Below are 13,647 nucleotides of genomic sequence, written 5' to 3' on the forward strand. Positions count from 1 at the left end.
GCCGGTTATTCAGAACTATCTTCGACTTTGGTGTTGGACTCAGACTGCCCATTCCCTACTGCTGGTTCTTCCGAGATCTCCTCAACCACAGTAGTGAACTGAGATTCCTTTGGAGTTACCGCCGGTTGTTCAGAACTATCTTCGACCACAGTAGTGGACTCAGACTCCCCGGTCTCTACTGCCTGTTCTTCCGATATCTCCTCGACCACACTAGTGGATTTTGATTCTCTTGGAGCTACCGCCGGTTGTTCATAACTATCTTCGACCACAGTAGTGGACTCAGACTCCCCGGTCTCTACTGCCTGTTCTTCCGATATCTCCTCGACCACACTAGTGGATTTTGATTCTCTTGGAGCTATTGCCTGTTCTTCCGATATCTCCTCGACCACACTAGTGAATTCAAACTTACCGGTCTCTACTGCCTGTTCTTCCGATATCTCCTCAACCACAGTAGTGGACTCAGATTCCCTCGGAGCTACCACAGCTTCCTCTGATGTAATGTCCAGTTCCTCTAGCGCTTCAGGTGAGGGGCTAGGGGTGACAGCGGAACGTCCGAAGAAACTGCCAAAGCGACTCCAGATGTTTAATTTTGGCTTTTCTGATGATTCAGTCCCAATAGTTGCTTCCTCAACTGGTGCTGGGGTTTCACTGGCAGGAACCAGCTCTTCTGCTTCCAAAGTTGTTTCCACCTCAGGTAGGTTGGGCTCAACCTCAGGAGTTGCTTCCTCCAGAGTTATTGGTAGTTCACTGGGTGTTACAGATTCCTCTAGTTCTGGTATTTGCTCTGTTTCAGTAGGGGCTAATTCCCCTGGTGATGTAGTGTTTTCTTCTGTAGTTTCTTGTTCTATGGAAGTCGGTTCAGAGGTGAGAGGTTCTTCAACTATAGGAACAACCGAGGGTATTGGTGTTGGCTCTACTGTAGGCGAAGTAGTCAGTGATGGACTCGGAGTTGGTGTCTCTTCTGGTACAGGTATTGGGTTTGCCGGTGGCTGATAGTTGGGGTCTACAATACCACCAGCTTGCTCAGCTGAGAGTTGACCTAGTACTAGCTGGGAAAGGGTGTCTTCACCGTTAGGCTGGTAGTTAATCACCTCTACTGTGTTGTTAAAAACATTCTTGACTGGGTTGCCCTGTTGATCGAGAAACTCTAACTCTACCCAGTTTTTGCCCTCTTTAAACCCTGTCAGATAAATCGATTCCCAACGGTCGAGTAGGAAACTTTGACCGTTCACAGTAACCCGAATCTGCCAATCAACACTATCATCATCTAGATTGTCTTGAGCCACTAGCTGGAGAGGGGTATTACTCAAGGGCGTATTCGTCAAATAGAAGTCCAGCATAATCGGCTCGGCTCCGTAGTCGCCTTTTGGAACGCTGTAAGTTAGGAGTGGCAGGGCTGGATCTGGGTTGTTGTCGTCAGTTTTAGTAAAGATATGAAATGTGGTCTGGGCATAGGCACCTTCATTTTTGAAGCTCTCATCCCAGGGGCGAGAGGCAAATGCCCGCAGGGTATGGGTGCCAGGGGATAAATCCTCTAGGATTAGAGGTTGGTCTAGGTCATAGATGGCTTGGAAAGGTTGGTTGTCCAGGATGACGTTGAGATGAGGACCTATGCCTAAATCGGGATCTTGGAATATTGGCAAGTCCTGAACCTGAAATTTCACTGATACTGTTGTATCTTCGAGCACCATGTCATCACCAGGTCTGACAATGATGACTTGAGGCTGGTAAGCCTCTAGGCTCTGACTAAGTTCTTGAATAGCTAGGGGTGGCCCTACTTCTGATAACTGATTAACTTGGTTGGTTTGGGAGCTGGCATCAATGCCAAACCGCTTCGATGTCTTGATGCGATCGCTACCACAGGCCACCAGACCCCAAACTAAAATCGTTGTGATTAGGAAGAAAAAAAGTCTTTTCACCATGATTATCTGGCTGTTCCTACCCAACAAGCCATCTCCTTTGATCACCAGCCTTTAATCTTAACTTACAGGTTGACCTCTAGTCTTGCTGCTTGTCTAATGGTGTTGGTCTATGAGCGTTGGGGTTGCCTATTGGCAGGATGATCAGGTCTGTTCTAACTTTCCCCCTCTTGGTGCCCGTTCCCTTGGTTAGGGAACCTCCCCGAGGTCGCACCCCTATTCCAAGTCTTCCGCTTTTCTATAAATCTTCCGCTTCTCTATTAACCATACCCCTAGAGGTTCAACCCTTGAGGGTCGTCTGTCTAGATCGGGGACACTTTTTTTTTTTCAAAAAATATTTAGCATTTATTTACATTTTGTAACATTTTGAAGAAATTATCATTGAATTTTTCTATAGTTAGTTTTGATTTTTTGTAATTGCGGCTCAGACACAAACAGTGGTATATCTAGTGATACCGCTAATTGAGAATAATTGACAATTACCAAAAAAATTGTTAACTATTTTTAACTAAATTCAAAAAGGGCCTGAAGCAAGACCTATTATCTTCTAAGGGAGGTATCGGTTTTGACGTAAATTCAGAACAGGTCCTTGCTGCCGTGAGAAAGCAGTGATTAGAAAAGTGCTTTCTTATCCATAAAAATAAAACTCCCCTAGGGGTATTAGTCGTTCCTTGTCTAGAGAGGAGATTCCTCATGCCACTCGAGGTCGATAAAGACCCGGTACCAACTTCCTTTGAGAAGTGGGGTAAACCAGGTCATTTTGATCGAACCCTAGCGAGAGGTCCCAAAACCACCACTTGGATTTGGAACCTTCACGCTAACGCCCATGATTTCGATAGTCATACCAGTGACTTAGAAGACGTTTCTCGCAAAATATTTAGTGCACACTTCGGTCACCTAGCCGTTGTCTTTGTGTGGTTGAGCGGCATGTACTTCCATGGTGCTCGTTTCTCTAACTACGAAGCATGGCTGAGTGATCCCACTACTATTAAGCCCAGTGCTCAAGTGGTTTGGCCTGTTGTTGGTCAAGGCATTTTGAATGGGGATGTTGGTGGGGGCTTCCACGGCATCCAAATCACCTCTGGTTTCTTCCAGCTGTGGCGTGCTTCCGGTATCACCAATAGCACCCAACTGTACGCAACAGCTATTGGTGGTTTGGTAATGGCAGCCCTGATGCTATTTGCTGGCTGGTTCCACTACCACAAGAAGGCTCCGAAACTGTCATGGTTCCAGAGCGTGGAGTCGATGATGAACCACCACTTAGCAGTGCTGCTGGGCTGCGGTTGCCTAAGTTGGGCAGGTCACCAGATCCATGTGTCTTTGCCCATCAACAAGCTCTTGGATTCTGGGGTGGCTCCTAGTGAGATTCCACTGCCCCATGAGTTCTTATTAAATAAGGGCTTGATGGCAGATCTTTATCCCAGTTTTGCTCAGGGCATAACCCCCTTCTTCACCCTGAACTGGGGCGTCTACTCTGACTTCCTCACCTTCCATGGTGGTCTGAATCCAGTAACCGGTGGATTGTGGTTGTCAGATACCGCTCACCATCACCTAGCTCTAGCAGTCCTGTTCATCATTGCTGGCCACATGTACCGTAATTCCTACGGTATTGGTCATAGCATGAAGGAAATTCTAGAGGCTCATAAGGGTCCGTTCACTGGCGAAGGACACAAAGGTCTTTATGAAATCCTGACTACGTCTTGGCATGCCCAGCTAGCCATTAACCTAGCCATGGTAGGCTCTCTGAGCATCATTGTGGCTCATCATATGTACGCGATGCCTCCGTATCCGTACATTGCCACAGACTATGGTACTCAGCTGTCCCTATTCACCCACCATATGTGGATTGGTGCCTTCTGTATTGTAGGAGGTGCAGCCCATGGTGCTATTTTCATGGTGCGGGACTATGACCCAGCCAAGAATGTGAACAACCTATTAGACAGGGCTATCCGTCACCGCGATGCAATTATCTCTCACCTGAACTGGGTGTGTATCTGGTTAGGTTTCCATTCCTTTGGTCTTTACGTTCACAACGATACGATGCGGGCTTTGGGTCGTCCTCAGGATATGTTCTCTGATACGGCGATTCAGCTACAGCCAATCTTTGCCCAGTGGATTCAAAACATCCACAACCTAGCGCCGGGAGGAACTGCTCCCCATGCTTTGGAAACCGTTAGCTATGCCTTTGGCGGAGGCGTTGTAGAAGTAGGCGGTAAAGTGGCAATGATGCCGATTGAGCTGGGTACAGCGGACTTTATGGTCCACCATATCCATGCCTTCACCATTCATGTCACTGTACTAATTCTGCTCAAAGGGGTACTGTTTGCCCGTTCCTCACGTCTGATTCCCGATAAAGCTAACTTAGGCTTCCGCTTCCCCTGTGATGGTCCAGGTCGTGGCGGTACCTGCCAGGTATCTGGTTGGGATCATGTGTTCCTAGGCTTGTTCTGGATGTATAACTGCATCTCTGTGGTTATTTTCCACTTCAGCTGGAAGATGCAATCTGATGTCTGGGGAACAGTATTCCCGGATGGGACTGTGTCTCACATTACCAATGGCAACTTTGCCCAAAGTGCGATCACCATCAATGGCTGGTTACGGGACTTTTTGTGGGCACAAGCCTCAAATGTAATCACATCTTACGGCTCAGCTCTGTCGGCATACGGCATAATGTTCCTAGCTGGTCACTTCGTCTTTGCCTTTAGCCTGATGTTCCTATTTAGTGGTCGTGGGTACTGGCAAGAACTGATCGAATCCATCGTTTGGGCTCATAATAAATTGAAAGTAGCCCCATCGATTCAGCCTCGTGCTCTGAGCATCACTCAGGGTCGGGCTGTGGGGGTAGCTCACTACCTCCTGGGAGGAATCGTCGTTACCTGGTCATTCTTCCTGGCACGAATCCTGTCAGTGGGATAACTGCTTACCAGGAATCGATGCCAAACCTTGAGTGGGATACCATAACCTGTGTCTCGCCTGTCGATACCATAAGCAACCTGGAACTTCGGTTCCAGGGAGTTAATTAAGAAAAAACAATGAGCAGCATGATTGCATAAGTCTCATAGGTCAGCGAGGAGAATTTCCTTAAAGCATATGGCAACAAAATTTCCAAAATTTAGCCAGGACCTCGCTCAAGATCCGACAACACGTCGAATCTGGTACGGGATTGCCACAGCCCATGACTTTGAAAGCCATGATGGCATGACCGAGGAGAATCTATATCAAAAGATTTTTGCTTCTCACTTCGGCCATCTTGCAATCATTTTCTTGTGGACTTCTGGCACCCTGTTCCACGTCGCCTGGCAAGGTAACTTTGAAGAGTGGATTAAAGATCCTGAAACTGTCAAGCCCATCGCCCACGCGATTTGGGATCCCCAATTTGGCTCAGGGGCAATTGATGCCTTCACCCAAGCTGGTGCTTCTAACCCCGTAAATATCGCCTACTCTGGTGTTTACCACTGGTTTTACACCATTGGCATGACAACCAATAACCAACTGCATGGTGGTGCCATGTTCTTGTTATTGTTGTCATCCCTATTACTGTTTGCAGGTTGGTTGCACTTACAGCCTAAGTTCCGCCCCAGCTTGAGCTGGTTCAAGAATGCAGAGTCTAGGCTGAATCACCACTTGGCAGGTTTGTTGGGTGTTAGCTCCTTAGCTTGGGCAGGTCACTTGATTCACGTGGCTATCCCCGCATCTCGCGGACAGCACGTTGGTTGGGATAACTTCCTGAGTGTCAAACCCCATGCAGCTGGATTAGGACCTTTCTTTACCGGGAATTGGGGAGTCTATGCCCAGAACCCAGATACCGCTGGACACATCTTTGGTACCTCTGAGGGTGCAGGGACAGCGATTCTGACCTTCTTGGGTGGCTTCCATCCCCAGACTGAGTCCTTGTGGCTGACCGATATCGCCCATCACCACTTGGCGATCGCAGTGATCTTCATCATTGCCGGTCATATGTACCGCACCAACTGGGGTATTGGTCACAGCATCAAGGAGATTCATAGTGCCCACAATCCTCCGGCAGGTACTCCCTTTGGGGGAATGTTAGGTGAGGGTCACAAGGGTCTATATGACACCATCAACAACTCTCTCCACTTCCAGTTAGGGTTAGCTCTGTCCTGTTTGGCTGTGGTCTGTTCCTTGGTAGCCCATCATATGTATGCGCTGCCGTCCTATGTTTTCATAGCCAAGGATCACACCACCATGGCAGCACTGTTTACTCACCATGAGTACATTGCTGGTTTCCTGATGGTTGGAGCATTCGCTCATGGTGCCATCTTCTTTGTGCGGGATTATGACCCAGAGGCTAATAAGAATAATGTGTTAGCCCGGATGCTGGAACACAAAGAAGCTCTGATTTCTCACCTGAGCTGGGTAACTCTGTTCTTAGGTTTCCACACCTTAGGACTCTATGTCCACAACGACGTCGTGGTTGCTTTCGGCACCCCCGAGAAGCAAATCCTGGTTGAGCCAGTATTTGCTCAGTTCATCCAAGCGGCTCACGGTAAACTGCTATACGGCTTTGACACTCTGCTGTCCAATTCCGATAGCTTAGCTTCTGGCGCTGGTGCAGCTTACCTACCTGGCTGGATGGATGCCATCAACAGTGGAACTAACTCCCTGTTCCTGACCATTGGTCCTGGCGATTTCTTGGTACACCATGCGATCGCTTTAGGTTTGCACACCACCACCCTGATTCTAGTCAAGGGTGCGCTGGATGCCCGTGGTTCCAAGCTAATGCCCGATAAGAAGGACTTCGGTTATGCCTTCCCTTGTGATGGTCCTGGTCGTGGCGGTACTTGCGACATCTCTGCTTGGGATGCCTTCTACCTCGCCATGTTCTGGATGCTGAACACCCTAGGCTGGTTGACCTTCTACTGGCACTGGAAGCATCTGTGCGTCTGGCAAGGTAACGTGGCTCAGTTCAATGAGAACTCTACTTATCTCATGGGCTGGTTCCGGGATTACCTGTGGGCTAACTCTGCTCCGTTGATCAATGGTTACAGCCCGTTTGGAACCAACAACCTTTCTGTCTGGGCTTGGATGTTCCTCTTGGCACACCTAGTTTGGGCAACTGGTTTCATGTTCCTGATCTCGTGGCGTGGTTACTGGCAAGAGCTAATCGAAACCTTGGTCTGGGCACACGAGCGTACTCCTCTGGCTAACTTGGTTAGCTGGAAGGATAAGCCTGTTGCGCTGTCCATCGTTCAAGCTCGTCTGGTTGGTTTAACCCACTTCACGGTTGGTTATATACTTACCTACGCCGCATTCTTGATTGCCTCGACAGCTGGTGCATTTGGCTAATGGTTGCTGAAACTAGCTTTTTAGGTATTTAAATTGTAGGTAATTAATTTAAATCTCCTGCCTTCTGGTGGGGGATTTTTTATTATTTCCTCAGTTTTAGATCTACTGAATAGAATTGCATGGCTTGGCAGCCGCAAAAATATAGCGCTATATAAATAATGATTATCAGCGAAAATAATTTTGACAAAAACTATAAAATGTGGTAAAGAAAAGACAACTAGTGAATCATTTAAATGAACAACTATATCGCTCTGTTACTGATTCCCCCAGAATCAGGTAACTCTGCTCTACTTCAATCCTGCCATGCCATCTCGACAGTAGTACTCAGTACTGAGGGGGTCAGGTCGTCAGGGGGTCGCTGCTACTGTTCATAAATCACAAATAATTCGCAGATAGATAAATAAGTACAGGACTTATCCATCCAGAAGTGTAAAACCTCTGTAATTCTCTGATCCGTAGTTCCGAGATCCGAACTTTTATGAAAGACCTCAAGCCAAATGATTTACTTGATGGGCGTTATCGAGTAATTGATACCCTAGCCCAAGGTGGATTTGGGAAAACTTACATTGCCCAAGATACCCGCCGACCCACTAATCCCCAGTGTGTTATCAAACAACTGAAGCCACCTACCAACCATCCCAAATCCTTGGAAAATGCCAGACGTTTGTTCCGAACTGAAGCCGAAACTCTAGAGAGACTGGGGAAGCATGACCAAATTCCGATGCTTTTAGCTTACTTCGAGGAAGATGAAGAGTTTTACCTGGTTCAAGAGTTTATTGAAGGAAACACCCTCAGCCGTGAAATCAAACCTGGTCAAAGCTGGTCTGAAAGCCAAGTTCGTCAAATGCTTCAGCAAGTCTTGAGAGCTCTCAGCTTTATCCACCAAAATCGAGTTATCCATCGTGATATCAAGCCCGATAATATTATCCGACGACATCAGGATAATAAGCTTGTTTTAGTTGACTTCGGTACAGTCAAGCAAATTCGCGGACCCAACAATCAAGTCAGTGGCACAATCGCTGTTGGAACCCCTGGTTATATGTCCACAGAACAAGGTAGAGGTAATCCTCGTGCCAACAGTGATATTTATGGCCTTGGTATGATTGCTATCCAGGCAGTAACTGGCTTAACTATTAATCAAATTCAAGAAGACCCTAATACTGGAGAAGTGATTTGGGAACCTTGGGCAAAGATCAGTGATGATTTAAAGTCGATTCTTTCTAAGATGGTGCGCTACCATTTTAGGGAACGTTACCAGTCTGCCACAGAGGTTATACAGGCTCTTGAGTCATACCCACAAGTCTCAGTAGCACAACAGAAATCGGTACAACAGCCCACAATAATACAACCCACACTAGTTCCGCAACAGCACTCTCCAGTCCCCTCAACAGGTATTCCATCAATACCACAGTCTGGGCAACCTCAACCGACAGAGATTTCATTACCACCATCTCAACTTTCGGCAACAGCAGCCTCATCGGCGCAACCGTTTGGTGGGTCTCAGTCTTCGGGAGTTGGATCTCAAAACCCTCGTCGCTTCTTGCTTCCCATCGCTGTTGCCACTGCTGTTATTGGCATCGTTATCTATTTAATCTGGTTATTTTTATTTAATAACACTCCCAAGACTACGGAGTCACCCAACCCATCACCTCTTGCTACGAATGCTCAAATTACTCCAACTCCAACACCTGATCAGAGTAATATTCAAGCTCAAATTAGCCTTGGGGAAAAGCCACTAGTTAAAACAGAAGAGGTAGGCACTCCAAATCCCAAATTTCAAGCTGCCAAACAACAGGGTATGGCAGCCATGGCTGCTGGTGATTATGACAAAGCCGTGAGTGACTTTGAAGCAGCAATTCGGAAATACCCCAACGCTCCTGAAACTCTAATTTATCTCAATAATGCTCGCATTGGTAATCAGAAATCCTATACTATTGCTGTCGCTGGACCGATTGCTACTGACCCCGATGGCACATTAGCAATTTTGCGTGGCGTTGCTCAAGCTCAAGATGAAATCAATAAAACTGGGGGAATTAATGGTGTACCCCTCAAAGTAGTCATTACTAGTGATGATCAAAATCCCGATACTGCTAAACAAATTGCTTCAGCGTTGGTCAACAATCCGGAAATATTAGGTGTAATTGGTCATTCCGCTAGCAGTGTAACCTTAGCCGCAGGAGAAGTATATAATTCCGGTAAACTAGCCGCCATGTCTGCCGTTAGTACTTCCGTAAAGTTGTCAAACTTTAGCCCGTATGTATTTCGCTCAGTGCCAAATGATGCTTTTTCAGCCAGAGCCTTAGCTAACTACATGCTTACCCAGTTTAAAAATCAGAATGCAGCGGTTTTCTATAATTCTAAGAGTGACTACAGTAAGTCTCTCAGAACTGAATTTGTCACAGCGGTTTCCCTAGGAGGAGGACAAGTTGTTGATGAGATTGACATCTCCAATCCAGATTTTAATCCTGCTACACGTGTAGAACAAGCGATTCAGCGGGGAGCACAGGTGCTATTTTTAGCTCCTAACCCAGCATTTCTAGATCAAGCTTTGGAGGTTGTTAAGGTCAATGGTAAACGTCTAAGTCTGTTGGGAGGAGATGTAATGTATTCTCCCAAAACTTTAGAGAAAGGTGCAGAAAACGCTGTTGAAATGGTGGTAGCTGTTTTTTGGGATATTGATAGCAACCCTCAGTCAGACTTTGTCCGTAAATCCAAAGCCCTTTGGAATGCTGAGGTTAACTGGCGCACAGCCATGGCTTACGATGGAACCCAAGCTTTGATAGAAGCCCTCAAACGTAATCCTACTCGTGCTGGTGTTCAAGAAGCCCTATCATCCTCAGACTTTGTAGCGCCTGGAGTATCTGGTTCAATTCGGTTTTTGCGTTCAGGCGATCGCAATGGCTCAGTCCAACTGGTAAAAATTCTTCCCAAGCAGAACACTTCCAGCGGTTACGATTTCCTTCCCATACCCTCTAATTAGTTTTAGGAGTTTTAGTTAGCTGATAGCTGATAGCTTACTATAATTGTATAATAATTGTGTAATAATTGTCTAATACTTGTCTAATTGAACAAATTATACCGATTGCAACTGGAGTTTAGACTCAACTCCAGTTAGTCTAAACTCCAGAATAATGAATTATATAATCAACGTTATTCCTTAAAACATGAATTGTATTACGATTGAAGTGCTGACTATTGGTTTCAGACATCCTCTTAGGGGATATTCAGCGATCAACACTCAACACTTAAAACTCAATTTTTAAACACTAAATCCCCTGCGTAAACCCGGAGATTACCTATTTTCCAACCTAGAGAAATTGGTCTATTCCCATTAACTGGTTTGTATAGGTCAACGTGTTTTGACCAGTCATGTTTATTACCATTTCGGGTCAGAATTGGCAAATCATTTTTAGGATTGTAGGTCAGTTTAAGACTCTCACCAGTACTACCAAGCCACTGGACTTTACCTATCGCAATTTCCCGTAAATATAACTGACTTTTTTCCTTAACCGCCTGTTTAAAATCCTCATAGTTACCATGAGATTCTTCTTCTCCTACTTCTAGAGCAAACCCAGCATAGCTATTGCCTAGGGTTGTTGCTTTCAGAGTTTTTTCCTGACTATAGAGCTGGGCAAATTTCTGGTTCGGTATAGCCACCTCAGTATAGGTATCCAAATTAATCGAGCGAATCGCTAACCAGGTTTTCTCCAGTTTAAAGAACCAAATACCGTCTTCTATTTCTGCTTGAGCCGTCTTAGGTAATTGGAAAAAGAATGGTCTATCCGTAGCTGGTCTTAACCAAAGAACTAGGTTACGGTATTGCCCAACTTGGTCTCCCTGATTTTTTCCTGGCTTCACCCAATCACCACCAGTATTAGCAACAAAAAAATCTACACCCCGCTGTTGATTGTATGCCATTAGCTTAAATGGTCCGACATCACCATCAGGAAACTCACCCGCCAAACTCCCCAACTGATAGGTATGACCAAAGAAGGTGGTTTCCCAATATCCTGGTTTATCCTCACCTCCAGGTTTCCAATTTTCATAGACCGGTTTACTAGCCAGGATTTCCACAGGCTTCTGAAACTGCTTACGAGCTAACTTTACCACCGCCTGGGGAGGTCGATAGGCGCTAGTAATTACGTGAATCACATCCCGTTCTGGCTTAGGATTCACTAAGGTAACATCCCCAAAATAAAGCCAGAACAGACGGGCAGCACTGGCCCCGTAGACCACATTACTTTTGCCGTAATCCCGCTTAGTCGGTCCACCAAAACCACCTCGATAATATTTCACTGCTGCCGCCGCTGACATCCAATCTAGAGCCGCTTTAGCCAGTTGTTTCACCTCCGGCTCCTTCGCAAAGTCGTAGAGATTTAGATAAGCCGCAAAGGTGTGACCATGGTAAGTCTCTGAATCCCACTCTCCCATACCAATGTTGTATAACGCCCAGACATAGCGCTGAATTTTCTTTTTATACAGACGCCTAGTCTCTTCATTTCCGGTTTCCTCCGCCATCAGATAAACGGAAATCTCTCGCATTGCCCGGAGATTGTCCGTGTTGCGTCCATCCACCCAACCTCCTCGCACATCCGGTCCCCAACCATCACCACCTTTTCCCTTACCATAAATCGGGTGAGGACGTCCCTTGGGGTCTGTTTCTGTCCAGGTTTTGGCACCTTGACACTCCCCATGGCTATAAGCCAGGGGATTCTTGGTTCATCGAATTGTCTTGCTCAACCAGGCCGTGACCAAGAAGAGTAGAGGACAAATCTCCCCAAGCGTTACTTAAAGTTTCCGTGTGCCCCACGGTACTCAAGGCTCTATTAAGTATGTTTTTGGCGGCATTGTGATCGCGATCTAGACTGCAACCACATTTACAGGTATGAGTCCTGGTTGACAGAGACTTTTTAACCACCTCACCGCACTCGGAGCAATTTTGACTTGTGTAGGCAGGATTAACCGCAATAGTTAACTTGTTAAACCTTTGGCCAAAATGCTCTAACCATCCCCGAAATTGACGCCAACCAGCATCATTAATAGACTTAGCAAGGCAATGATTTTTTACTAAGTTTTTAACCTTCAAATCTTCGTAAGCGACCAAATCGTTAGATTGGATTACGCAACGCGCCAGTCTCTTGGCGTGTTCTTTACGTTGCCTACTTATTTTGAGGTGTGCCCTACCTAGTCTATTTCTGGCTTTTCCTCGGTTGACTGAGCCTTTCTTCTTTCGGGAAAGCCTACGTTGGCAAAACTTTAGACGTTTTTCGCTTTTGCGATAAAACCTGGGATTAGGTTCTGAATGCCCATCAGAGTCGGTGTAAAACTCTTTTAGTCCCACATCTAACCCGACAGCGTATCCTGTATTTTTTATCTCTTCAGTTCTGGTTACTTTTACGCAAAATTGGACGTAGTAACCATCCGCTTTTTTGACAATCCGAACTCGCTTGATTAGTTTCTGGTCAAACCACCACAAGTCCCAAGTCCCCTTGAGCTTTATTTTACCAATACCTTTTTTGTCGGTAAACTTGATAAACTTTTTGTCTAGTGGCAACTTCCAGCCAGATTGCTTGTACTCAACAGATCGGCAATGCTTTTTGAATTTTGGGTAGCCTTTCTTTCCCGGAACTTTCTTCTTGCAGTTATCGAATAAGCGCTTAATAGCACGCTCTACGTTCTCTACCGAAGCCTGACAAGCGTGGCTATTAAGGTCTTTAACAAATCCAAATTCATCTCTTAACTGAGTGTTGTAACGATAGAGTTCCTTTTTGCCAATCCCTTTGTTATCTATCCAGTAACGCAAGACTTTGTTTCGCACAAATTTAGATGTACGAATAGCTTCGTCTACGGCCTTTTGCTGAGATTTACTAAGGACGGCCTTGAACTCCATTGTCAACACTTCGATCACCTCCTTGACCTTATTCTTTACGTACCCTTATAGTATATACAAGCAAGATACATAATGTCCAGGACAAAATGAAAAATAAGTTTAAATACAATAAAAACATCGTTTATTCGTGCAAATACCACATTGTATGGTGTCCCAAGTACCGTAGGCCAGTACTCGTGGAAGAGGTAGAGACTAAACTAAAAGATCTCCTCTACCAAATAGCAGAAGAGATCCAAGTCGAAATTATAGAACTAGAGGTGATGCCTGACCATGTTCACCTGCTTTGTGAATGCGATCCACAATTTGGGATTCACAAAGTAGTTAAACGATTTAAAGGGGCAACCAGTAGGTACCTTAGAGAACAATTTCCTCACCTAAAAAGCCGACTACCTACTTTGTGGACTAATTCCTACTTTTTATCTACAGTTGGAGGTGCTCCACTTGAGACGATCAAAAGGTATGTTCAAAATCAAAAAGAAGTTTAGGGAATAAATTCCTGTTCGGGCTAACCCCATAGATGGAATCTAGGGG

8 protein-coding genes are annotated in these 13,647 nt (G+C 45.8%); 4 read left to right on the forward strand and 4 right to left on the reverse strand.

Annotated elements, in window-relative coordinates:
• Window positions 1–5 precede the first annotated feature (5 nt).
• Window positions 6–1,922, reverse strand: coding sequence for a hypothetical protein (locus tag F6J90_RS41910; protein ID WP_293108413.1), 1,917 nt, complete (start codon window positions 1,920–1,922; stop codon window positions 6–8).
• A gap of 76 nt (window positions 1,923–1,998) precedes the next feature.
• Window positions 1,999–2,133 carry a hypothetical protein gene (locus tag F6J90_RS41915; protein WP_293108416.1) on the reverse strand — a complete coding sequence of 45 codons (135 nt, stop codon included), beginning with the start codon at window positions 2,131–2,133 and terminating at the stop codon, window positions 1,999–2,001.
• Between the two features lie 479 nt (window positions 2,134–2,612).
• Between F6J90_RS41915 and psaA the strand changes: the two genes are divergently transcribed.
• The 3 genes from psaA to F6J90_RS41930 all read left to right on the forward strand — a co-directional run bounded on the left by psaA (window position 2,613) and on the right by F6J90_RS41930 (window position 10,206).
• The gene (gene psaA / locus F6J90_RS41920) at window positions 2,613–4,835 is read left to right on the forward strand and encodes a photosystem I core protein PsaA (RefSeq protein WP_293108419.1); all 2,223 of its coding nucleotides are present in this window, start codon (window positions 2,613–2,615) and stop codon (window positions 4,833–4,835) included.
• A 174-nt stretch (window positions 4,836–5,009) separates the two neighbouring features.
• Complete coding sequence (psaB, locus tag F6J90_RS41925; protein ID WP_293108421.1) at window positions 5,010–7,226, forward strand: photosystem I core protein PsaB; 2,217 nt, start codon at window positions 5,010–5,012, stop codon at window positions 7,224–7,226.
• A gap of 478 nt (window positions 7,227–7,704) precedes the next feature.
• Window positions 7,705–10,206, forward strand: a complete 2,502-nt coding sequence (locus F6J90_RS41930; RefSeq protein WP_293108424.1) for a bifunctional serine/threonine-protein kinase/ABC transporter substrate-binding protein — start codon at window positions 7,705–7,707, stop codon at window positions 10,204–10,206.
• A 272-nt stretch (window positions 10,207–10,478) separates the two neighbouring features.
• Here the strand turns inward: F6J90_RS41930 and F6J90_RS41935 are convergent, their stop codons facing one another.
• Together F6J90_RS41935 and F6J90_RS41940 are read right to left on the reverse strand one after the other, a co-directional pair.
• Window positions 10,479–11,816: a hypothetical protein gene (locus F6J90_RS41935; RefSeq protein ID WP_293108426.1), complete on the reverse strand. Its 1,338-nt coding sequence runs from the start codon at window positions 11,814–11,816 to the stop codon at window positions 10,479–10,481.
• A 106-nt stretch (window positions 11,817–11,922) separates the two neighbouring features.
• Complete coding sequence (locus F6J90_RS41940) at window positions 11,923–13,125, reverse strand: transposase (protein ID WP_293108661.1); 1,203 nt, start codon at window positions 13,123–13,125, stop codon at window positions 11,923–11,925.
• 77 nt (window positions 13,126–13,202) lie between these two features.
• Here F6J90_RS41940 and tnpA point away from each other — a divergent pair, with 77 nt between their 5' ends.
• A complete protein-coding gene (gene tnpA, locus F6J90_RS41945) occupies window positions 13,203–13,601 on the forward strand; it encodes an IS200/IS605 family transposase (protein ID WP_293108429.1) in 399 nt (132 codons plus the stop codon).
• Window positions 13,602–13,647 lie beyond the last annotated feature (46 nt).

This window comes from Moorena sp. SIOASIH (assembly GCF_010671925.1).
Classification (GTDB): domain Bacteria; phylum Cyanobacteriota; class Cyanobacteriia; order Cyanobacteriales; family Coleofasciculaceae; genus Moorena.